This window comes from Phocaeicola vulgatus ATCC 8482, from assembly GCF_000012825.1.
In the GTDB taxonomy this organism is placed as follows: domain Bacteria; phylum Bacteroidota; class Bacteroidia; order Bacteroidales; family Bacteroidaceae; genus Phocaeicola; species Phocaeicola vulgatus.
Map to the genome: position 1 here is coordinate 724,584 of NC_009614.1, position 24,174 is coordinate 748,757.

20 protein-coding genes are annotated in these 24,174 nt (G+C 43.1%); 6 read left to right on the forward strand and 14 right to left on the reverse strand.

The window, feature by feature from the left end; genetic code table 11:
* Nucleotides 1-217 precede the first annotated feature (217 nt).
* Complete coding sequence (locus BVU_RS02615; protein ID WP_011964785.1) at nt 218-4,240, forward strand: hybrid sensor histidine kinase/response regulator transcription factor; 4,023 nt, start codon at nt 218-220, stop codon at nt 4,238-4,240.
* 208 nt (nt 4,241-4,448) lie between these two features.
* Here BVU_RS02615 and BVU_RS02620 read toward each other — a convergent pair whose 3' ends face one another.
* The 4 genes from BVU_RS02620 to BVU_RS02635 all read right to left on the reverse strand — a co-directional run bounded on the left by BVU_RS02620 (nt 4,449) and on the right by BVU_RS02635 (nt 11,033).
* On the reverse strand, nt 4,449-5,489 hold the full coding sequence (locus tag BVU_RS02620; RefSeq protein ID WP_005840707.1) for a DUF3810 domain-containing protein: 1,041 nt from the start codon (nt 5,487-5,489) through the stop codon (nt 4,449-4,451).
* Nucleotides 5,490-5,630: 141 nt separating this feature from the next.
* Complete coding sequence (locus tag BVU_RS02625) at nt 5,631-7,946, reverse strand: DUF2264 domain-containing protein (RefSeq protein WP_032938105.1); 2,316 nt, start codon at nt 7,944-7,946, stop codon at nt 5,631-5,633.
* Between the two features lie 91 nt (nt 7,947-8,037).
* Nucleotides 8,038-9,312, reverse strand: coding sequence for a BNR repeat-containing protein (locus tag BVU_RS02630; protein ID WP_005840703.1), 1,275 nt, complete (start codon nt 9,310-9,312; stop codon nt 8,038-8,040).
* A 422-nt stretch (nt 9,313-9,734) separates the two neighbouring features.
* Nucleotides 9,735-11,033 (reverse strand): UDP-N-acetylmuramoyl-tripeptide--D-alanyl-D-alanine ligase, encoded by a 1,299-nt coding sequence (locus BVU_RS02635; protein WP_005840702.1) that lies wholly within the window; start codon nt 11,031-11,033, stop codon nt 9,735-9,737.
* A gap of 118 nt (nt 11,034-11,151) precedes the next feature.
* On the opposite strand from BVU_RS02635, the gene folP reads away from it, so the two are divergent.
* Nucleotides 11,152-12,009, forward strand: a complete 858-nt coding sequence (folP, locus tag BVU_RS02640; protein WP_005840700.1) for a dihydropteroate synthase — start codon at nt 11,152-11,154, stop codon at nt 12,007-12,009.
* A 31-nt stretch (nt 12,010-12,040) separates the two neighbouring features.
* Nucleotides 12,041-12,805 (forward strand): diadenylate cyclase CdaA, encoded by a 765-nt coding sequence (gene cdaA / locus BVU_RS02645; protein WP_005840698.1) that lies wholly within the window; start codon nt 12,041-12,043, stop codon nt 12,803-12,805.
* Between the two features lie 77 nt (nt 12,806-12,882).
* On the opposite strand, the gene BVU_RS02650 is transcribed toward cdaA, so the two are convergent.
* From BVU_RS02650 to BVU_RS02665, 4 genes are all read right to left on the reverse strand, one after another.
* Nucleotides 12,883-13,893: a GNAT family N-acetyltransferase gene (locus BVU_RS02650; protein ID WP_005850864.1), complete on the reverse strand. Its 1,011-nt coding sequence runs from the start codon at nt 13,891-13,893 to the stop codon at nt 12,883-12,885.
* Nucleotides 13,877-14,779: a DUF2156 domain-containing protein gene (locus BVU_RS02655; RefSeq protein ID WP_008667451.1), complete on the reverse strand. Its 903-nt coding sequence runs from the start codon at nt 14,777-14,779 to the stop codon at nt 13,877-13,879. The genes BVU_RS02650 and BVU_RS02655 overlap by 17 nt, the downstream gene beginning before the upstream one ends.
* Nucleotides 14,780-15,002: 223 nt before the next feature.
* The gene (locus tag BVU_RS02660; protein ID WP_005840694.1) at nt 15,003-15,698 is read right to left on the reverse strand and encodes an LrgB family protein; all 696 of its coding nucleotides are present in this window, start codon (nt 15,696-15,698) and stop codon (nt 15,003-15,005) included.
* Nucleotides 15,679-16,032, reverse strand: coding sequence for a CidA/LrgA family protein (locus BVU_RS02665; protein WP_005840692.1), 354 nt, complete (start codon nt 16,030-16,032; stop codon nt 15,679-15,681). Before BVU_RS02665 ends, BVU_RS02660 begins: the two co-directional genes overlap by 20 nt.
* 202 nt (nt 16,033-16,234) lie before the next feature.
* Between BVU_RS02665 and pta the strand changes: the two genes are divergently transcribed.
* Both pta and BVU_RS02675 read left to right on the forward strand, forming a co-directional pair.
* Complete coding sequence (gene pta, locus BVU_RS02670; protein WP_005840690.1) at nt 16,235-17,248, forward strand: phosphate acetyltransferase; 1,014 nt, start codon at nt 16,235-16,237, stop codon at nt 17,246-17,248.
* A gap of 25 nt (nt 17,249-17,273) precedes the next feature.
* Nucleotides 17,274-18,470, forward strand: coding sequence for an acetate kinase (locus BVU_RS02675; protein ID WP_005840688.1), 1,197 nt, complete (start codon nt 17,274-17,276; stop codon nt 18,468-18,470).
* A 65-nt stretch (nt 18,471-18,535) separates the two neighbouring features.
* Here BVU_RS02675 and BVU_RS02680 read toward each other — a convergent pair whose 3' ends face one another.
* The 5 genes from BVU_RS02680 to efp form a co-directional block, all read right to left on the reverse strand.
* Complete coding sequence (locus tag BVU_RS02680) at nt 18,536-19,303, reverse strand: UDP-2,3-diacylglucosamine diphosphatase (protein ID WP_005840686.1); 768 nt, start codon at nt 19,301-19,303, stop codon at nt 18,536-18,538.
* 131 nt (nt 19,304-19,434) lie between these two features.
* Nucleotides 19,435-19,755 carry an iron-sulfur cluster assembly protein gene (locus tag BVU_RS02685; protein ID WP_005840684.1) on the reverse strand — a complete coding sequence of 107 codons (321 nt, stop codon included), beginning with the start codon at nt 19,753-19,755 and terminating at the stop codon, nt 19,435-19,437.
* Nucleotides 19,756-19,791: 36 nt separating this feature from the next.
* Nucleotides 19,792-20,481 (reverse strand): RadC family protein, encoded by a 690-nt coding sequence (radC, locus tag BVU_RS02690; RefSeq protein WP_011964786.1) that lies wholly within the window; start codon nt 20,479-20,481, stop codon nt 19,792-19,794.
* A gap of 73 nt (nt 20,482-20,554) precedes the next feature.
* On the reverse strand, nt 20,555-21,544 hold the full coding sequence (locus BVU_RS02695; RefSeq protein WP_008667461.1) for a glycosyltransferase: 990 nt from the start codon (nt 21,542-21,544) through the stop codon (nt 20,555-20,557).
* Between the two features lie 101 nt (nt 21,545-21,645).
* Complete coding sequence (gene efp, locus BVU_RS02700) at nt 21,646-22,212, reverse strand: elongation factor P (protein ID WP_005840678.1); 567 nt, start codon at nt 22,210-22,212, stop codon at nt 21,646-21,648.
* 202 nt (nt 22,213-22,414) lie between these two features.
* Here efp and rpmH point away from each other — a divergent pair, with 202 nt between their 5' ends.
* The gene (rpmH, locus tag BVU_RS21215) at nt 22,415-22,570 is read left to right on the forward strand and encodes a 50S ribosomal protein L34 (RefSeq protein ID WP_005840676.1); all 156 of its coding nucleotides are present in this window, start codon (nt 22,415-22,417) and stop codon (nt 22,568-22,570) included.
* Nucleotides 22,571-22,748: 178 nt separating this feature from the next.
* Here rpmH and BVU_RS02705 read toward each other — a convergent pair whose 3' ends face one another.
* Nucleotides 22,749-23,984 (reverse strand): anaerobic sulfatase-maturation protein, encoded by a 1,236-nt coding sequence (locus BVU_RS02705; RefSeq protein ID WP_005850852.1) that lies wholly within the window; start codon nt 23,982-23,984, stop codon nt 22,749-22,751.
* Between the last annotated feature and the right edge of the window lie 190 nt (nt 23,985-24,174).

Consider the following 24,174-nt stretch of genomic DNA (forward strand, 5'->3'; position numbering starts at 1 on the left):
GGTTAACTTTATGTCTTCATAAGCATCAAACGGGTTTATTTTTCTTCTGCAAATATAAAAGGTGTTATCAAACACAAATGAATAAAAACCGTTCACGAAACATAGAAAAATCGTTCATAACGAGTTTTTAATAGCCTATTGCCGAATTCTTAACCCTCCGTCAGCATGTCATATCAAAGATTTATGCTAATTTTGCCATACACAAATTAATATCCTCATGAAAAACATATCGTTCATTATTACTTTATTTTTTATCGTCTCACTTTCAAGCCTTGAGAAAATATCAGCGCAGCCCTATACCATTAAACGCCTGGGAATGGAAGACGGACTATCCAGCAACTACACACAAAAAATTATCCAAGACCAAAAAGGATATATCTGGGTAGCGACCTCATCAGGACTCAACCGGTTCGACGGACAAAAATTCATTCTTTATGGACAAGACAATCATAAGACAGAGCAAAACTGGATCAACAGTCTGCTAGCCGACCCCACGAATGATAACGTATGGGTTGGAACTGATCAAGGGCTATTTTATTTTGACTATCCTACCGGAAGCATGATGCCCCATGCCACTCCGCTAAGTCACTTGGACAAAAACATCACGGGGCTGACCGCTGCTACCGACTCCGGTATATGGATTACCCATCATACTGCAGGAGTTATACATTGGTCTGCACAAGACACCACCTGCTATACCCCACAGACGGTACTGGGATTAAAAGGCCCTTTCCAGACAGCTGTCGATGACGGAAACGGTAACCTATACATCGGCCACAGTGACAAAGGGTTGAGTATCATTTCAATAAAAAACAACTTTTGCAAGAACTATCGGCATATCCCCGGAAATCAAAATAGTCTGCCCGACAACAGCGTAAACGTCATTTATAAGGATAAAAGCCATAATATCTGGTTAGGCACCAATAACGGACTAGTACTATTCAACCCTCAAAAAGAAAGTTTCACCACTTTCAGACAGATGGAGGATAATGAACACTCCCTGTTAGGTAACCAAGTAGCCGATATCAAACAAATGAATGACGGCACGTTATGGATTTCCACCTATCTGGGCGGGGTCAGCATCTTCAACCTACTCGAGAATACGTTCACCCCTCCAGCACAAGCCATCTTTACCCGTATCACAGCCAGCAATGACGGACACGGTTTGTCTAGTCCCAATGCACAAAGCATCATACAGGATTCTTTCGGCAACATATGGATAGGCAACTATCGGGGAGGAATTGACTTTATCAGTCATACCCAACCCCTGTTCAATACCATCACTTACAAAACAGAAAAGTATGGTCATAACTGCAACAAACAAGTCTGGGGGCTATGGGCAGACAACAACCGACAAATATGGTTGGGTGGAGAAGGCGAATTAGGTATTTACAAAGAAGGGAAAGAAATAGAAATCATCCCCCTAAACCAATGTCGTCTAAACAAACAAACACATATCAGCGTCATCCATCAGGACAAACATGGCGACTTGTGGCTGGGTACCCACAAACATGGTGTAGCCATCTATCATCCTGACACCAAACGCATAACCTGTATCGGAGATGATAAAGATGGAAGCCTGGACATCCTATGCTTCTACGAAGATACAGACGGAAAAATATGGATAGGTACCCAAAGTGGACTTTATTCCGCCTACAACCGGGAGCTGACACAAGAAGATAAAATTAACAGACTATTGACCAATAAAGGAATAAGAAGCATCCTAAGGGACAAGAACGGCAAACTATGGATAGGAGCCAAAGGATTGTTTCTGTTCGATGACAAAGGACAACTGTTCCAGGAACTGACAACAGAGCAAAGTTTCCCCATACGCTCCGTCAATTATTTGATGGAGGATTCGCGTAAACGAATCTGGGTAGGAACCAATGACGGAATCCTGGTTTTCCGAGATGCCAGCCATCTGGAAGATTATTCCCATTATGGGACGAAAGAAGGACTGCAAAACACCAATGTACGCGCCATACAGGAAGACCATGACGGAACCATCTGGCTCAGTACCAATGCCGGTATTTCACGATTGGACGAAAAGACAAAGACTTTCTACAATTACAACCACTATGACGGAGTACCCATGGGAGACTTTATGGACGGATCTACCTGCATTTCCACTGACGGAATCCTCTATTTCGGTTCACAAGGCGGAGCCTGTTACTTTACTCCCGGTGAAGTCAACTCTATCCGTAAACCGGCACCGGTCACCATCACACAATTTTCTATTTACGACAAACAGACAGAAAGCAAAGATACAGAGCATCCCCTTCCTCTCACCGATGCCAACATACAGCTCCCCTATAATCAAAATACATTCAAGATTTCATTCAATGTACTAGACTATGCCATCAGCTCACAAGTAGAGTTTTCTTACATTCTGGAAGGATTGGAAAACACTTGGTACAACACACAAGGCGAAAAGCAAATCATTTTCAGAAATATTCCACCCGGACATTATACCTTTAAAGTAAAAACACGTTTAAGGAATCAGGAATGGGAAAAGGACGAAGCTACACTGCATATCCGCATCACCCCTCCATTCTGGTTGAGCTGGTATGCTAAACTAATTTACGCCTTGCTGATAATACTGATCATTTACGGAGTGTCACGTTTTTATAAACGCAAACTGGACTTAGAGAGTTCACTGGAAGTGGAGCGCAAGCAAAGTCTGAACAAACAAGAACTGAATGAAGAACGCCTGCGCTTCTACACCAACATCACCCATGAACTGCGTACTCCGCTCACGCTGATTCTAGGTCCATTGGAAGACCTGTTGAGTGATGCCACCCTGTCTCCCAAACACGCCAACAAAATCAGCATCATTCATGATAGCGCCACCCGTCTGCTGAATCTGATAAACCGCATACTGGAATTCCGCAAGACCGAGACCCAGAACCGTAAATTATCTGTGGCCAAGGGAGATCTGGGACAATTGGTACAGGAAGTGGGATTACGTTACAAAGAGCTGAATCCCAATAACAAAGTAAATTATCATATTCATATCGAAACAGAAGATACGGAAATCTTCTATGACGCGGACATGATCACCATCATACTGGACAACCTGATGAGCAATGCTGCCAAATATACTTCCGAGGGAGATATCACCTTATCACTCCGTTCAGTAGAAGAGAACCAGATAAAATACACGGAAATCAGTGTCAGTGATACCGGTCATGGCATTGACGCCGAAGCGTTACCACACATTTTCGATCGCTATTATCAGGCAAAAAGCAAATATCAGGCATCGGGTTCGGGAATCGGGCTCGCTCTGGTCAAAGGTTTGAGTGAGTTACACGAAGGAATCCTGAAAGTAGAAAGCACAGTGGATACGGGAACCACATTCACGCTGCGCCTGCTCACCGAGAATACGTATCCCAACGCTATCCATGCCCAACATGATATGGAAAAGAAGCCGATGGATGCAGAGGAAACCACCATTACCGATACACCAACCGAAAATCATCCCATTGTACTGGTGGTAGAGGACAATGCCGACATACGGGAATACATCCGGAGCTCTTTTACAGATATCTATGAAGTAATCACTGCCAAGGATGGCAAAGAAGGCTGGGAACTGGCACAGGCACGAATTCCCAACATCATTGTCAGTGATATCATGATGCCGGTCATGGACGGTATCGAACTTTGCAAGCGAATAAAAGAGGATATGCGCACCAGCCATATCCCTGTAATCTTACTGACGGCTAAAGATTCTTTACAAGACAAGGAAGAAGGATATGCATCCGGAGCAGATTCCTATCTTACCAAACCGTTCAGTGCCAAGTTACTGCACAGTCGCATCAACAATCTGTTGGAAACCCGTAAGAAAATAGCCTCTTTGCTGGCACTGGCCGATATACAGCCCAAACAGGAAAGTGCCGTGAGTTCGTTAAACAAACTGGATAATGAATTCTTGCAGAAAATCACGCAAATAATCGAAGAGAATCTAGAAATGGAAAAGATGGATATCGCTTTCATTGCCGACAAGATGTGCATGAGTCACTCTACCCTTTACCGCAAGATAAAAGGACTGACAGATATGTCCGCCAACGAATTTATCCGTAAGGTAAAAATGCGCAAGGGAGTGGAACTGCTGATGTCCGGACAATATACTATTTCAGAAATAGCCTATATGATAGGATTCAGCAGTGTGGCCTATTTCCGCCAATGTTTCAAGGACGAATACGGAATGTCGCCTTCGGATTATGTGAAACAAAAACAGTAGACTCCCTGGCGGATTCTGATCATTGCTTGGTATCATCCTGAGCAGTTCTTCTTTAGAGTTTTATATTTCTGCTACCACCCTTCCTGCTGAAATGCCGATGAAAAGTGGTAGCAGTGGAGCAACAATATAAAGCTCGTTTGTTGTAGAACTCTTGGATCAAGTTATAACTGTCACAATCGAATTCAAGTCCAGCCTGAACATTCTGTTTCTATTTTTCTTCCAAAGAAAGCAGTATCCCGATCACTTCCGCATAATTCTTTCTACCGGAAGGAATGTTGTTACCCTTTAAAAACAGGTTATAAATTTTATTCTGCACTTCACCCAACAGGGTACTATAACGCTCATGCCAATACATACGTTTATATTCATAATCCTTCACCACTTCGGGACGGATCGTCTTAATCCATTCACGGAATTCCTCTTCCGTCAACACAGAAGATGCATTGACCAGCACATAGGGCAACAGACCGAAATAGGCACTATAACGCACCGCCGGCCGCTTTGAAGAGCGACAAACCCTGTAAGCCCAATAATTCGCTTCCGCCTCATTACTTACCCCCAACAGGTGAGACAGTTCATGGGCATACGTAAATGGCAATTGTACAGGAAGCAATTCTTCATTCAATTGCGACTCCGCAAAAAAAGGTCCCATATATCCCAATACCCCCACACCCGAATAAAACGGATTGAACCACACTTGCTTGGGATGCTGATAATCCCGGGGAAGAGCCAAACCATACATAGACGGAACCTGCCGGTAAATCTCCTTTATCTCCTGCCGCATCCTTTCAGGGTCCGTTTTCACCTCAGCCGTATAGGACTGATTCAGACTATCTGTATAGGAAGCAAGGAAACGATGGAAAGCCTGTTCATCGTAACCGGCAGGCTCCACCTCCATCCGCCGGTAAATATCGTAACGGAAATAATTCAAGCCCCATCCCAGATAAAACCAGATATAGACCCATGCCAGCAACTCCACTTCCCTGCCCACAATAAATCTCCAGCTTTTCTTCTTCCGGCGTTTAAGAAAAGGATAAATAATCATCCATAAAATGATTACGACCACCAGCGCCTCCTCCAAGGAAAAAGGGAAAACAGAAGCTATAGCGGACAACGCCGCCGACAGCCACGGATAGATATGACGGGCATACCCTTCGGCCATGACGGGAAAAAAACGGCAAAGTACAATGCACAGAAGAAGCAATGCAAGTACTATATATCTCAGAATAGGGAGAAGTTTTGTTTTCATGGATGCAAAGCTACTATCTTTTTGCCATTTTCAGATACAGATGACACAAAGCTTTTATTTTTTAAACACGAACAACGCAGATGATACGGATAAGTATAAAAACAACTTCGTATCATCTGCGGCGTTCGGATTTAAAAGCAATCAGAATAAATCCCAAGTGCGTATATCATCACTCCAGTGATGGTCTTTCGGGAAAGGCTGTCCGCCCCATGCCTTGGCTTGTGTGCAAGGTTGTGCGGCATCTGTCCAGAACGGATGTGCGGCAGGAAGCCCCAGCGGAAGGAACGCCAGTGATGTCATGTAAAGACTGCCGTTATTGGTGTACCAATCCGCCACATTGGGCTGACGGCCTGCAAAACCGATGGTCAGGAAGCCCGCCTCATTGAAGTTCTCGGTGTTGTCATACATCCGGTGCATCACAGAAGTCAGTGCGGCACGCGCCTGTCCGTTGCTCACCCCTTCGGGCAACTGCTGATACCAAGCCATCAGCGCCAAGGGTTGCATAGTGGCCAAACGATAAGGAATGGAACGGCCGAATACCGGGAAAGTACCCTCAGGAGAAATCAAGCGTTCCAGTACAAGACTGAATTTCCTGGCACGTTTCAAGGCGCGGTCATAATATTTTTTATAATGAATACGAGTGTATTTCCCTGCATCCTTCATGCCCTGCAACGTTTCCAGATACATGGGATGGAAGACATAACTGCTATAATAGTCGAAAGCGAAAGAAGGGCCGTCCGCATACCAGCCATCTCCCGTGTACCATTCCTCCACCTTGCGGATAGCCGAATTGATACGGTATTCGTCACATTCCGCTCCTGCCTTTGCCAGGAAACTCTCGATGGTAGAAGAAAACAGCAACCAGTTGGTGTAAGGCGGGTCCACACGGCGCAACTGGGTAAATTCTTCAAAATAACGTTTCTTGGTTGTGTCATCCAAAGGCATCCAAAGCTGGTCGTAAGCACGTAGAAAACTTTCGGCCACGTATGCCGCATCCACCAAGGCCTGTCCGTGTCCTCTCCACAACAGATAGTCGGGATTGGCAGGGTCCACCGCATTGGCATAGCTTTTCAATGCCCATTCACGGAGTTGCTTGCGCATCTGTCCCTCTTCCGTATCATCATCGGGAAGTGTCAGCCAGGGAGCGACACCTGCCATAAGGCGTCCGAAAGTTTCCATATAAGTCACCCCTTTGTTACGTCCATCCCAATTAGGGCTCACCTCTACCAGCATATTCTTTTTCAGATTACCTTCCGCCATATTGCTCAGTACGGGAGCTGCCATCTTATAAAGCAAATTGCACCAGTAGGCGCGATCCTGATTTTCAGGAGCTTCCAGATAACGGACATATTCACAAGCAGCCAACAGAAAAGCACCTACCCCGAAATTAGCTTCAGAATCAGCATCGACTACTTGTCCCGGAATGGCCTTCTCACCAATCGGCTGTACGTAACCAATCTTGCCATTCTTCTGCAAAGCAGTCTTTGTCAAATAGTTCCATGCTTTATCTATCACCGGTTTGTACACAGCCTCATCCAGATAGCCATTATTGATTCCCCAAAGGAAACCGTAAGTAAAGAAAGCCGTTCCGCTGGTTTCCGGTCCCGGAGCATGAGTGGGATCCATCATGCTACGGGTCCAATAGCCTTCCGGTTGCTGGATGGCTGCGACTGCTTCGGCCAGTTTCACATACTTGTTTACGAAAAAAGAACGATGCTCGTAATCAGCGGGAAGATCTTTCAGCACCTTCGCCAGTCCGGCAAGCACCCATCCGTCACCACGTGCCCAAAAGTCCTTCTTTCCGCTGGAAGTCTTGTGTTTAGGATAAACATATTTGGCATCCCGATAATACAGGCCGGTTTCCCGGTCGAGCATGATACTGTCCGAATATACAATATATTCATACAATTTATCCAAATAGAGATGATTACCCGTCACCTTATACAGTTTGGTCATGACAGGCATTACCATATACAGACCGTCGCTCCACCACCAGTAATCATGATTGGGTGTACTCATCTCATACTCCATCACTTCGCGGGCACGGGCTATCTTATAGTTGTCCGGAAGAATAGTATAAAGGTCGATATATGTCTGAAAACAAACCTGATAATCTCCGAACAATACATATTCATCACTCTCACCGTAAGAATATTTCCATTTAGACTTATCCTTTTCCTTGGCTCCCTTCCATTCATTGTGTATAGCCCAGGCTTCAGAATATGCACGGTAGTTTTCATTACCGGTCAGAAAGTATGCCTCCATGTTTCCGGTGTGGTAAGCGGCATTGTCCCAAAACGAACGGACTTCGGGCTTGTTATGCGTTTGCCAATAAGTGTTTACCTTGTCTATAATCCCCCGTACTTCCTTGGCTTCGGAAGAAGGTTTGGCGGCAACCTGCATGGAAAGCAGCAAGGTACCTGCACAAACAAGGGTTTGTTTCAATAATTTGTTCATCATATTAATAATTTATCAATTTGCCAATTTACTAATGTGTTAATGTGCTTGCGCTATATGCCGCATGGTCATTGGCAAATCAGCACATTATTTACAATTCCAACACATAAACCATTTGCGGTTCTGTTTCCACCTGCTTCTCGCCATCTCCCTGTCGGGTATCCTGTACATAAATATGAAGTTGTTTCTTCATTTTCCATAACTCCGTGTCATGACTGGGTTCCCACGCATTTACGGCAAAATCCGTCAGGTCTTTCACGTGCCATTCACCAAACTGTATGTCTTTGGTATAGTACATGGAAACTTTGCTTCCACGCTCCTGGTCACGGAACAGATAGTACACTTCTCCATTGTCCACCACCATCCGGGGACGGGACATGGGAATCATCTTGGTTCCTCCCCCTTTGAGCGAGAAAGGGGCCTTGCGTTCGGAAACCTGTCGGTTGTGCCAGTTCACGCCATCATGCCAAACGATGCGGTATTGGGGAACATCACTATCGGGATTGCGCCAGTAGGTAGCGATGTACGGATGACCTCCGGCATCCGTACTCATACTGGTCTGGTTTATCAGTTCGGCATTCTGAGGAATACGGCAGGCATATTCGGCATTGCCCAGGCGGATAGGAAGCTCATACTTCTGTCCGTTGGTCTTATACCAGGTTCTACCTCCGTCAAAAGAACGGGCGTAGCATAAGTCATGGTTGGTTTCCACATGCCAGGTTTCACGCCACACCCAGGAAAGATGGATGGTTCCTGATTGGTCCACATACAACTGCCAATAGGCATTCCGCTCGTTTTCTCCATCTACAAGGACATCCTGCACACGCTCCCACTTACGGGATTTCACATCATATCGGTTCATTACCATATTTCCTCTTCCGGAAGCGCCCGAGCGATATACAAAAAGCAAACCGCCATCAGCCAACAAATGAAATTCAGGATAGGTCACATCTTCTTCTTCGTTGCCTATCATCGGCTCTTTATCTCCCAAAACAAGTGTATCGGGGGCAATGCTGCGGCAATAGTTCAGTTTATGTCCGTGGTGGTCAAAAGAAAGATGAAGATAGCCGTCGCCGTCCACCATCATACTGATAATGTTATGTGCATCTTTTACATGTCCTTTGTATTGGGTACGGTGCAAAATCCATTCCCCAGTGCCCAGACGGCGTTTGCCTAACATCAGCCATCCTTCAGCGTCATAATAAGAAATGTATTGTGTGTTTCCATGCGTCACAATGGAGTTATTACGGAATACAGTAGTATTTACCGAAGTACTGCTAAAGCCTTTCCCCACTTCAACCAGACGTTGGGCACGAACAGAAAAAGCCACACAGCATAATGCGATTAGTAGAAATAAGTTCCTCATAGCAATTCTATTGATAACATTGCAAAAGTAACTGATTTCTGTAATAACACGGGATAATAATTCGGCAGGAAGGAGTCAGAAAACGGTCAAAACCGATTATTATATCTATTTTAAAGAAAAATTCAGAGAAATAATAAAGAAGAAAGATTCTATGATTACATTTACCATAGAGGCAGACTATGTGAAGGATCATTTCCCAAAGGATCTTTGCCATTCATGTTTCCATGCAGCATATATAGAAATCCCACCTGGGTGGAATGGGCATTTCACCCAGGTGAGAGCGTAGTTCCACCTTTGTGAAATGGCAGTTCCACCCAGGTGGGACAATATACCTATACAGGTGCAAACAGCACATTTAATAGTTACTTTGGACTTTTGACACATTCATCCTCCTACTGTGAATGAAACTGCCAACCGGTTAACTATAATATTTCCTGAAGCTGGCCCAACTTCATACTGTTGGAACCTTTAATCAGAATATAATATCCTTTCGGCTTATATCTTTCCAACGACTCTTTCAATGCAACCACATCTTTAAAATGTTCAAAGGACGGAATCACTTTGCCAAACTCCTCTCCTGCCAAAAGTACCCGGTCAAATTTACATTCATCCAGATAATCCGCAATCTTCTGATGTTCCTCATGACTGGTTTCTCCCAGTTCTTTCATATCACCCAGAATAACCATTTTATGAGCGACATTCATCAACCGGAAATTCTCCAAAGCCGCCATCATACTGGTAGGATTCGCATTGTATGCATCAACTATCAGTTTATTATCCGTGGTTTCTGTCAATTGCGAACGGTTATTATGAGGAACATACGCCTCCAGTGCCTCACAAATCTGCCGGGACGGTACACTGAAGAACCGGCCTACCGTAATGGCGGCCAATGCATTCTTCATGTTATAACTGCCGATAAGGTGGGTATTCACCTCGAACTTCTGTCCCTCGTGTTCCCACTCAAACGAAAGAAACGGAGCACAAGCGCCCAGCTTGCCGCTGATATAAAGTCCCTCTCCTCCTTCCATACCATAACAAATACGGGTAAGGCCCTGAGAGATAGCTGTGAGATACTCATTGTCCTTGTCTATGAAAATAATATGCTTGCCATTGTAACGCAGATGCTCATACAACTCACCTTTAGTCTTGATGACCCCTTCAAAAGACCCGAAGCCTTCCAAATGCGCCTTACCCACATTAGTGATCATACCGTAATCCGGTTCTACAATACGGGTCAGTGCCTTGATTTCACCCGGATGGTTCGCTCCCATCTCGATGACAGCCAGTTCATGCTCGGGAGTCAGCCTCAGCAAAGTCAGAGGAACACCGATATGGTTATTCAAGTTACCCTGTGTATAAAGCACTTCATATCTTTTTTGCAGCACTGAGGCTATCAATTCCTTGGTAGTAGTCTTCCCATTGGTTCCCGTGATGCCGATGATTCGGGTACCCATTTTATGCCGGTGATAATTAGCCAGTTCCTGCAATGCTTTCAAGCAATCGTCTACTAACAAGATACGCGGATGCCCATCGGCGGCATATTCTTTTTCATCTACTACGGCATACTGGCAACCTTTTTCCAGCGCCTGAAGCGCGTATGCATTTCCATTGAATGTTTCCCCTTTCAGAGCTATGAACATAGAGCCCTCAGGGCAGTTACGGCTGTCGGTAGTTACCTTGCCGCATTCCGTAAAACACTTATATAAAGCTGAAATATCCATCTTTCGCTTTGCTTTTAAATTAAGTTGCAACAAAGATAACTGAAAAATAGTTCATGAAATAACAAAAACTCAAGAATTGTGCGTACTTTTGTACGACCTAAATGACAAGCCGTAAACAATGGAAACCAAAACCGTCAAATATATTAATGTTAATGGGAAACTGATGGATCTCTCCCATCCGCAAGTAATGGGAATCCTGAATGTGACACCCGATTCTTTCTATGCCGGCAGCCGGCAGCAAACGGAAAAAGATATTATCAACCGTACCTCCCAAATAATAGAAGAAGGAGCTTCCATCATTGATATAGGTGCCTATTCCTCACGTCCCAATGCCGAGCACATCAGCCCCGAGGAAGAGATGCGCCGTCTGCGTACCGGACTGGAAATCATCAATCGCTATCATCCCGGTTGTGTGGTGTCCGTGGACACTTTCCGTGCGGATGTAGCCCAGATGTGTGTAGAGGAGTACGGAGTGGCAATCATCAATGACATTGCCGCCGGAGAAATGGACCCGCAGATGTTCGACATGATTGCCAGGCTGGGAGTACCTTATATTATTATGCATATGCAAGGCACGCCGCAAAATATGCAAATGAATCCGCATTATGACAATCTGTTGAAAGAAGTCTTTCTCTATTTCTCGGAAAAAGTACAGAAATTACGCGACTTAGGAGTAAAAGATATTATTCTGGATCCTGGTTTCGGTTTCGGAAAAACAGTGGAACATAATTACCAGTTGATGAATCATTTGGAAGAATTCAGCCTGTTCGAACTACCGTTACTGGTCGGCATATCACGTAAATCAATGATTTACAAGCTACTAGGCGGAACCCCTGATGATGCCTTGAACGGAACAACAGTGCTGGATACCATTTCCCTACTAAAAGGAGCGGATATTCTCAGAGTGCACGATGTAAAAGCTGCTGTAGAAACCGTGAAGATAGTACAGAAGATGAAAGACTCTGCTGCCTTTTAATTCTTAATTTTCAATTTTTAATTCTAGAAAGATGTTTATTGATTTTAGTATAAAAGACCTCATCGATATCCTGCTGGTAGCCTATCTGCTTTATCAGACTTACCGTCTGATGAAAGATTCGGGTTCTATCAATATCTTCATCGGTATCCTGGTATTTATAGGTATCTGGCTGATTGTATCTCAGGTTTTGGAAATGAAACTGCTAGGGTCTATCTTCGATAAATTAGTCAGTGTAGGTGTCCTAGCCCTGATTATTCTTTTTCAGGATGATATACGCCGGTTCCTTGTCACACTGGGCTCGCATAAACAGTTGGGACGTTTTTTCCGCTTCCTGACGGGAAACAAGCAGGAAAAGACGGAAAAAGCGGATATTATGCCGATTGTACTTGCCTGTATGAGCATGAGCAAAGGGAAGGTGGGGGCACTGATTGTCATCGAAAAAAGTGTACCTCTGAATGACATCATCCGTACAGGAGAAATTATCAACGCCAATGTGAACCAACGACTGATAGAAAATATTTTCTTCAAAAACAGTCCATTACATGACGGAGCCATGATTATCCGCCATAAACGGATAGAAGCAGCCGGTTGTATTCTCCCGGTATCTCACGACTTGAATATCCCTAAAGAATTGGGATTAAGGCATCGGGCTGCCATGGGCGTATCGCAGGAAACAGATGCATTGGCCATTATCGTTTCAGAAGAAACAGGTGGCATATCCGTGGCTTATAAAGGACAATTCCATCTCAGACTGACTGCAGAAGAGCTGGAACGTATTCTGACAAAAGAAGACTAATAACCTATCCGGATTTTTACTCCACTGATTATCAATCTTAAACATAGAAATTCAACCTAGGCAACCAGTAATAAAGATCAATTCAGCATCAAACTCATATAAGGATGCTCCGCTTCCAGTAACAACCGGGTAAAACCATCCAACGTATAAGTGTGATATTTTTTTTCCGGTACTCTCTCACGAAAACAGAAACCATCCCGTACCGTATAATAGCCGTTATTCTCCTGAATCGCTTCATCTCCCTCAATATGTATATAAAGTTCGGATGCCGGATACTTATGGGCGAAAACCTTCAACAACTCCTCTGCACGGATAACTCTTGCCATCCCCAAAAACAAAGTATCGGCAGACGACGGAATGAAATAATCCATACGCTGTACCTTATATATATGGGCCGCTTCATACAATAAAGTATCCTGCACCGCATCCGTATCTGCCAGCAATTCCTTTATATATAATGTATCATCCCCCATTACCGTAAATGCCATCCCCACTATTTTATCCGCTTCCCAGGCAACCAGCAATTTGCCATTACCCAGTCTTAAATCGGCCATAATAACCAGAAAATCTTCTTTAGGATGCTGAATGCAACTCCTGCGTCCATGCATACGGGAATCAAAATAATGATAATGTTCCACACCGGGAAATTCGCATACCTCTATCCGGCAACCGGGCGCAGGGCATAATCTGTCTACCCTTACCTGCTCAACCGCATACCCAAAAACTGGAGCATATCCCGACCTGGCATAATAACCGAACAACCATTCCTCTGCAGGAATCAACGAAGCCAGCAAAACTCCATCTTCATACATACACCGATGTGTTTCCTTCAGTAGGCGTTTCATGGCTCCATGCTTCCTGTAATCCGGATGCGTACAAGCACCCGATATATACGAAGTAGAAATCACCTCATCACAAAAAGTCATAGGATAAGGTATCATCTGCAATGCGGAAATAATCTTTCCGTCTTCACGAATCACCCTGTTCACTTCATCCTTATATCTCATCTTGAAATATAAGTCGGTAAACTCATCGCTATCATTGAAGCAGAGTTTCCATAATGTTTTCACTTCATCCTTTGTGGTCATTGAGCTCTGCTATACATTTCTCGAGTAAAATAACGGGCTGATAAGAAAGTTTTGCTTTGCGCAAACCTTCCAGACCAAGGTCTTCCTCGCGGTTTACATATATATATTGTTCGTCAATATGATTTGCATATTCATAGTTAATCATGGCATACGACCCTTCTATTCCCGTATCCGCCTTTTCAACACAAGTATCCCATGTTTCATGATTGATGGGAGCACCGTATGTAAAAGCGGCAATCTTCCCGTTGACATGAAGCACGCCGCCCGTCAAACCCAACGCCTCCATATGGTTCAAGGCATATGTCATGGACTTACGTTCTGCCCCCAATGCCAATTGTTCCTCGCAGTTATTGGCACGACACCATTCCTCTTCCAGCTTCAAACATTCGGGAACCAGATCTGGAGTCAACGGTTTGTATTCATAATCAGGATACTGCTTCTTGAACTTGTTGATATGATTACGTTTGGCTTGAAACTTCTTTCCTTTCAAGGTTGCCAGGTCAGTACGCAAGTAGATATAATCAAAGTAATCCCGGTCTTCTGTAAAAGTGAAACGTCCGGGCATCGCCGCCTCTATGTCCGCTTTCATCCCCACGCATACCCCCAGCATACGCAATTTTGCCCCCATCTCTTCAGCATCCTTTATCAATGCTTCAAGAACTGGTTTCACATCTCCAGTTCCGACGGGCATCATGTAGGCCAATTCTTCTCCCGCATAGAAACGCAGCAACAGGTAATTATCCATCACGGCATATTTAGTCTGGTACAGGAAAATCCAACTACACAGATTGGCAAACGACAAGTCGCAATTACGACGCAAACTGCCTAAGGTAAAGGACTGTATCAAGTCTTTATCCGCTAAAGTTATATCTTTAAATTCTATCATAAAATATGGGTTGCTTGTTTTCTCACCACAAATCACAGAATCTTCATTTCATTCAAAGTGACAATAGTTATCAGACTGCTGTAAGAATGCTCTGTTACTACTAAATGCGGATAGACTTTTTATAAGCAATGCTCACCCCAATGACCATACCTATTGAAAATCAAATCAATCCTCTATAATCTGTGATGATTTTCTATATATAACAAAGATAACAGCTTTTTTGTTAAATCACACCTAATAATCTAAGAATTGTCGGTGTGAAAATCGCTGTCATAATTCCGTTCAAAGTCAATCCCAGACTAGCGTATGCTCCATATTTCCCACTGATTTCCATTGCTGTAGAAGTACCTACCGCATGAGTAGCCGTACCCATAGAAAGACCTTGCGCAATAGGACTCCCCACATGACCTACCCGAAGTACCTTGAAACCGAACACCGCCCCGAACAGACCGACTACCACCACAACAGCGGCCGTCAAAGACGGAATTCCTCCCGTGGCTTTCGAAACCTCCATAGCGATAGGAGTAGTCACAGATTTAGGAGCCAATGAACAAATAATCTCCGGAGTGGCTCCCAGCAATTTGGCAATGACCACCACGGCCACCAATCCCACCAAACAACCTGCCAACTGTGAAATGACAATAGGAAGCAACTGTTTCTTTATCATCTCCAACTGCAAATAAAGTGGCACGCCCAACGCTACCACCGCTGGTTTCAACCAAAATTCAATCAGGTGACCTCCTTCATTATATGTTTCATAACTGATGCCGGTAAATTTCAAAAACAGAATCAACACGGCAATGGTAAGCAGGATCGGGTTTAACACCACCCATCCAGTCTTTTTCTGCAAGACACGTGACAAAAAAAACACCCCGAAGGTGAATGCCAGCAAAAAGAACTTATTTTCTAAATATTCCATTTGATTTTCTAACTAATTGGTGAACCCATCCTGTTACGACCAGTACCAAAACCGTACTGACCACTGTCGCAATTACTATCGGCCAAAACTGTGCTTCAATGACATCAAAATAAAGCATCAGTGCCACACCGGGCGGAACGAAGAAAAAGCCCAGATTAGCAACCAAGAAATCGGACAGCCCCTGCACCCATTGCAGTTTTATCCAACCCAATTTGAGAAAAAGGGTGAGCAACAGCATTCCTATAATACTGGACGGCAGCTTGATACCCGTCAAAAAAACAATCAATTCACCCAAAGCCAAACAGCCAAATAAAATGGCGCACTGACGAATCATACCTTATAAATTTATTAAATACTTATTGAAAACTGCGCAAAGTTAAGGAAACATCCCGTTTGGTGTTCAATAACATACACTTTTAGCATACTTTAAACCAAAAATAATATTGATTTTGCAATGTAGATATTGCAAAATTAGCTAATTTTGCATCGTGAAAAACAACACTCGTCTTTAGAACGTACATAATTAATATATTATCATGGATTTAATTTCTCAAATCGTTGAGCGCGCGAAAGCAAACAAACAGCGCATTGTTCTTCCGGAAGGAACTGAAGAACGTACTTTAAAAGCTGCCAACCAAATATTGACAGACGGTGTTGCCGACCTTATTTTATTGGGAAACCCCGATGAAATCATGAGCCTGGCTAAACAATGGGGGTTAGGGAACATCGGTAAAGCCACTATTATCGATCCCACAGACCACCCGAAAAAAGAAGAGTATGCACAATTGCTGTGCGAACTCCGCAAGAAAAAAGGTATGACCATCGAAGAGGCCCGCAAACTGGTTGTCGATCCGCTGTATCTAGGATGTCTCATTATCAAGGCTGGTGATGCCGACGGACAGTTGGCCGGCGCACGCAACACAACAGGTAACGTACTTCGTCCCGCTTTACAGATTATCAAGACTACTCCGGGTATCACTTGCGTATCCGGTGCCATGCTGTTGCTGACTCATGCTCCCGAATACGGAAATAACGGTGTAATCGTAATGGGTGACGTTGCTGTAACCCCGGTACCGGATGCCAACCAACTGGCTCAAATTGCAGTTTGTACCGCTCAGACCGCCAAAGCTGTTGCCGGAATTGATCCTCGCGTAGCTATGTTAAGTTTTTCAACCAAGGGTTCTGCCAAACATGAAGTGGTAGATAAAGTGGTGGAAGCTTTGGCAATCGCTAAGGAAATGGCTCCCGATTTGAAGATTGACGGTGAACTGCAAGCTGATGCAGCTTTGGTTCCGCACATCGGTGCAAGCAAAGCCCCGGGATCAGAAATTGCAGGTAAGGCAAACGTATTGGTTGTTCCTTGTCTGGAAGTAGGTAATATTTCTTATAAATTAGTAGAACGTCTGGGACACGCTACCGCTATCGGCCCGATCCTGCAAGGTATCGCTCGTCCGGTGAATGACCTGTCACGCGGTTGCTCTATCGACGATGTTTATAAGATGATTGCCATTACTGCCAATCAAGCAATTGCCGCTAAAGAAAACAAATAATCATTCTCCAAAAAACAACAACATCATGAAAATATTAGTGCTCAATTGCGGTAGTTCTTCTATTAAATATAAATTATTTGATATGACTACCAAAGAAGTCCTGGCACAGGGCGGTATAGAAAAAATAGGCTTGGTAGGCTCTTTCCTGAAACTGACTTTGCCCAACGGTGAAAAGAAAATATTAGAAAAAGACATCCCAGAACATACCGCAGGTATCGAGTTCATTCTGAATACATTGGTGAGCCCGGAATATGGCGCAATCAAGTCATTGGATGAAATCAACGCAGTAGGTCACCGTATGGTACATGGCGGAGAACGTTTCAGCGAATCCGTATTGCTGAATAAAGAAGTACTGGATGCTTTTATCGCTTGCAACGATTTAGCCCCGCTTCATAACCCGGCTAACCTGAAAGGTGTGAATGCTGTTTCTGCCATTCTGCCCAACGTTCCCCAAGTAGGTGTATTTGATACGGCATTCCATCAAACAATGCCCGACTATGCATATATGTATGCCATTCCATACGAACTGTATGAAAAATACGGTGTGCGCCGTTATGGCTTCCATGGAACTTCTCATCGCTATGTTTCACAACGTGTATGCGAATTCCTTGGCGTTGATCCGAAAGGAAAGAAAATTATCACTTGCCACATCGGTAACGGTGGTTCCATTTCAGCTATCAAAGATGGTAAATGTATAGACACCAGTATGGGGCTGACCCCATTGGAAGGTCTTGTAATGGGAACTCGTAGTGGTGACATCGATGCAGGCGCCGTTACTTTCATCATGGAAAAAGAAGGATTAAATGCAACCGGCGTATCCAACTTACTAAACAAGAAGAGTGGTGTATTAGGCGTTTCAGGTGTATCCAGCGATATGCGCGAACTGGAAGCCGCTGTTGCCGCCGGAAATCCGAAAGCTATTTTGGCTGAAAAGATGTATTTCTACCGCATCAAGAAATATATTGGTGCATACGCTGCCGCTCTAGGTGGTGTAGACATCATCCTGTTCACTGGCGGTGTAGGTGAAAATCAAGCCAATTGCCGTTCTGAAGTTTGTGAAGGTTTGGAATTCATGGGTGTGAAGATTGACCTTGAAAAGAACAAGGTTCGTGGAGAAGAAGCTATTATTTCTGCCGATGACTCCAAAGTGACAGTAGCTGTTATCCCAACTGATGAAGAGCTGATGATTGCCAGCGATACTCTGGCTATTCTGAATAAGTAATTTTATTGTTTGGTTAAATATATAAATTATAGAAGGCTGCTACGCGTGATGCATAGTAGCCTTTTTTAGGAATATTGACTTTCTCCCTCAACATACTGCTCAAGGAACATATTTTCACCATCAAATACAGCATACGAAAAATCTTGTATCCAGTCACCAAGAATCAACATACGTGAAGTACGGCTCAGCATCAAGTCTAGCATAATGTGGCGATGACCATAAATAAAATAATTGATATCCGGATGGTCTTTAAGGTAATTTTTAGTAAACAAGACCAACGGTTCCTTATCCTCTCCCATATACTCGGGTTCCTTACCGCCTTCACGCTTCAGACGGCTATGCTTGGCCCATTCCAAGCCAAGTTCTATGCTCCAACGGGGATGTATGGTAGAAAACAGCGTTTGTAAAGTGGTACTATGAAACATGGAACGCAACAATTTGAACTTGGCATCTTTATCTCCCAATCCGTCCCCATGCGCCAAGAAAAACTCCTTCCCATAAATCTCACAGGTCAACGGCTGACGATGAATAGTTACCCCGCACTCTTTTTCCAAATAATCACCACACCAGATGTCATGATTACCGATAAAGAAATGCACCTCCACTCCCAAATCGGTCAACTCGGAAATCTTCCCCAAGAAACGAGTATAGCCTTTCGGCACTACCAGTTTGAACTCGTACCAAAAGTCGAATATATCTCCCAACAGGTACACTGCTGCAGCATTATGTTTTATACTATCCAGAAAATTCACCAAACGGCGCTCCTGTGTCCGCCCGTGTGCTATGGCACGAGAACCTAAATGTGCATCGGAAAGGAAATATACGTTCTTCATAATCTTACTAAATTAAATACCTCATAAATTAAAAATCCGAGAATAGAGAATTAAAAAACAACACCTTGTCCAATAACTTAGACATATTGGCAATTCTTATTTTCCAATTTTAATTCTCAACTTTCAATTTATCAGAGGAAACCCAATTCCAATTTAGCTTCTTCACTCATCATATCTTTATCCCATTCGGGTTCAAAAACCAAGTTCACGACCGATGAAGTAACTCCTTCCACAGAGTCGACTTTCTGACGGACATCCTCCATAATAAAATCAGCAGCAGGACAATTGGGGGCAGTCAATGTCATATCTAACACTACTTCTCCATCATCTTGCAAATCAATTTTATATATCAAGCCTAAATCGTATATATTCACCGGAATCTCGGGATCATATACGGTTTTCAACATGGCTATAATCTTCTCTTCTGTTTTTAAACGGGTATCTGCATCCATATCTCTCGTTGTTTTAATTGCAAATTTAATGATTTTCTATATTTTTCCTTCATCAGCATAGCTATAAAATTTGCCATCCGTTAAAATAACATGATCTATCAGTCTTATGTTCATTACTTTTGCCGCCTTGTCAAGATGTTCCGTCAACCGATCATCCTCTGTACTAGGTCGCATACTGCCGGAAGGATGGTTGTGACAAAGTGCCATGGCAACGGCCCGTTTCAACAATGCTTCCCTCAATACACAACGGACATCTACCGCTGTAGAGACCAGGCCTCCGGAACTTATCTTTATACAGTCAATTACTTTGGAAGCTTGATTCAACAACAAGACCCAGCATTCCTCTGTAGGCAAATCACACATCAACGGATAAAAATATTGATAAACATCACGGGAGCTGAGAATGACCTTACGTTCTTTTCCTTCTTCCTCCTTTCGGCGCTTTCCCAATTCGGAAGCCGCCAAAATGGTGATAGCTTTGGCAGGACCTATTCCTTTATAGTGACACAGTTCATCTACGGTAGTTTTGCCCAATTCATTCAAACTATTATGATAATCACTCAACACTTTACGCATTAACTCCACAGCAGAATCCTCCGTATTTCCCGAACCTATCAGAATAGCAAGCAACTCAGCATCCGAAAGTGTCCCCACTCCATGCAACATCATCTTTTCACGAGGACGATCTTCTTCCGCCCATTGGTTTATGGTTAGTTTTTCTGCCATCTTTCTTTATTTTTCCCCGCCATAAAGACGCATAAAAAGTCCATCACTTTTAATACCTCTTCATGGTAAAATTCTATTTATAAAAATTCTTCTCAAATGCGGCAAATTCGTTTTTCCCCAACACACAGCGTTTCCACCAGGCCCGCAGGAAACCAGTTCCATAGCCAATCAACTGAATAAAAGAAGCAAGGATGGATAATAATCCTATTTTGAAACTTTTATTTCGCAATGTGGAGTCTACACAAATGATAAGAGCAAAAAGCAGCAGCAAAGACAAACTCCAGCTACAAACCAACGAACATAACAACAGGAATACAATTCCTATAGTAAAAAGTGCCGGTAACAAATGTACAACTTTCAATGATTCAGGATACTTTTTATACAGATTGATACGGGCAATACCCGAATTATGCACTTGCTTGAAAAACTTCTTCAAATCGGTACGACGCTTGTGCCACACCCATGCTTCAGGGAACAACCGACAAGCATATCCCCCTTGAAAGATACGGATACTGAAATCAATATCTTCTCCAAAACGCATCTTAGAAAATCCTCCCAACGCTTTATATACCTCAGCCCGTACCCCCATATTAAAACTACGGGGATAGAATTTATCCATTTTTTTCTTCCCTCCACGGATACCTCCGGTAGTAAAAAACGAAGTCATGGCATAATTTATTGCTTTCTGTATATTGGTAAACGAATCATGAGCACGGTCAGGACCACCAAAAGCATCTGCCTTCTGCCGTTGAAGCTCTGACTCGACAGCCGCCAAATACCCTTCAGGCAAAATGCAATCAGAATCCAATATGATAAGATATTCTCCATGCCCCCGTTCCGCTCCATAATTGCGGGTCTGCCCGGGACCGGAATTGGATTTGAAATAATAACATATATCCAACCGGTCAGCGTAATTATCTACCACTTCCTTGCACGGAACAGATGAACCATCCTCCACTATCAGGACTTCAAAATTCTTATTTGTCTGCCTTGTAAGACTGTTCAATAACTCATCCACCTCTTCAGGACGATTATAAACCGGTATAATAAAAGAATATCTCATTGCTTTATTTTGATTTTATCCATCACAGAGAAGTACAAAGAAACATAAAAAAGGCGGAGCTTGCAACAAGTTCCGCCTTTTTATATGCATATATAAATAGATTATGCTTTCACACGGCCTACATATGAACCGTCACGAGTATCAATTTCAATTGTTTCACCTTCATTAATGAATAAAGGAACACGCACGGTAGCACCCGATTCCACTGTAGCAGGTTTCAACGTATTGGTAGCCGTATCCCCTTTCAGACCCGGTTCGGTATAAGTAATTTTCATCTGCACTTTTACCGGAACATCAGCAAACAATACTGTTTCTGTAGAAGCATCAGAAACCACATCCACCACCATTCCTTCCAACAGGAAGTCTACTCCGTTAATCAAGTCATGAGCAATAGGAATTTGGTCGAATGTTTCCTGATTCATAAAAATATAGTCTGCACCTTCCATATACAAATATTGGTGTGGACGACGTTCCACACGTACATCTTCCAATTTTTCACCGATGTTGAAACGACGTTCCAAAACGTAACCATTAACCACATCTTTCAATTTAGTACGCATGAATGTGTTACCTTTTCCCGGTTTTACATGCAGGAAGTCAATACAGAAATACAATTTGCCGTCCATACGGATAGCTGTTCCGATTTTAATGTCTTGAGCATTAATCATACTTTTCTTCGCTTATATTTGATTATTATTTCAGATTATATTCACTTATAGCTGTGATTTCGAGTGCAAAAGTAATGTAAATCAAGAAAAAACGCAAAAAGAAATCACTAAAAATGAGTTATCTCTTTGTTTATTTCAAAAAAGTCACTAATTTTGCAGCCCGTTACTCATGGTGAATAATAACATAAAATAAGTATATACAATGAAAAGAACGTTCCAACCCTCTAACAGAAAGAGAAAAAACAAACATGGATTCCGTGAAAGAATGGCAACTGCTAACGGTCGTCGCGTATTAGCCAGCCGTCGTGCAAAAGGTCGTAAGAAATTAACTGTATCTGATGAATACAACGGAAAATAATTCATCTGACCGGAAAAAATAAAAGGAGTGAAGTCGTAGAGACTTTGCTCCTTTTATTTTTCCAACTAAGCCGAACAGCCATGAAAAAGTAACTTAACTTAAATGATCAAATAAGTCAACTGAAACGACCAGGTAAGTTGACTTGCTTGTTCCATACAGTCGGCTTACTGAAAACAGTCTATTTATTTCTCCTTTCTCTTGCCCACTCCATCACATTAGCCGGAGCGCGTTCCGCCAGATATTCCTTCTTCATAAAATCCATATAGGGTGCTACGTGGTCAAAGAATTGATAATATCCCTTACACAAGTAATTCAATCCCGGTTCACCGTCTTTACTTAACATAAAACGATTCTTCGGACATTCCCCATGACAGGCAAACTCATAAGAACAGTTCAGGCACTGCTGTGGCAGACTATTGTGCTTCATCACACCAAAAGTTTCCTGTTCTTTACCATACATCATCTCCACCAAAGTCTTCTGATAAATATTTCCCAATTTATACTCAGGAAAGACAAAATGATCGCAAGCATACACATCACCGTTGAATTCCATCACGGCTGCATGTCCACAATATTTAGCTAATGAACAAACGCCTGGCTGCTGTCCCACCCAATTGGCCAGCGTAGAATCAAACAACTGAATATAGTAATTGCCCACGTCATTCAGTACCCATTCGTCGAAAATAGTACAAAGGAAATTCCCCCACTGCTCGGGAGTAATGGAGAAAGGAGCCAGTTCACCGTCTTTTTGCTTTAATGAAGAAAGCCGAAGACCGTCCGCACGGCTAGACAGTCGCTCGACAATGGGAGTAAACTGTATATAATGACAATCAAGTTCGTCACGAAAGAAACGATAGAAGTCCAACGGATAATCTGCATTATAGTCATTGACCACTGCCATGGCATTCCATTCCACTCCATGCTTTTTCAACAGGTTAATCCCTTTCATTACCTTATAGAAAGAAGGTTGTCCCATCTTGTTCTTCCGGTATTCATCGTGAAATTCCTGAGGACCGTCTATAGAAATGCCTACCAAAAAATTATTCTCACGAAAGAATTCACACCATTCATCTGTCAGCAATGTGCCATTTGTCTGAATGCAATTATCAATGGTTCTACCACCTGCATATTTTTTCTGAAGTTCCAAGGCTTTCTTATAAAAAACTAAAGGACGCATCAAAGTTTCTCCCCCATGCCAGGTAAACAAAACTTGCGGCATGGTTTGCGACTGAATATATTCTTTAATAAATTTCTCCAGTAATTCATCGCTCATCACATGACGCGGCTGTTCCTCATATAACTTGGATTTTTCCAAATAGTAACAATAATCACAGGCCAGATTACAAACCGCACCTACAGGTTTGGTCATTATATATAGCGGCTTTGCAAAAGGAGTTATGGTTGCTTCTTTCATTTGTTTTTCATTTAATTCCTAGTATAAAGAATACAAAGATAAAGCTATTTTTCAATATTCGTTCTTACAGTAACAGGTTTATGCTACCCTCTACCCCCAAAAGGACATTCTTCTTGCCACCCAATCTGTTTCAAATATAAGAGTTCCACCTTGCTTCAAACTCTTGAAACAAAATGAAACTCTGACCCTC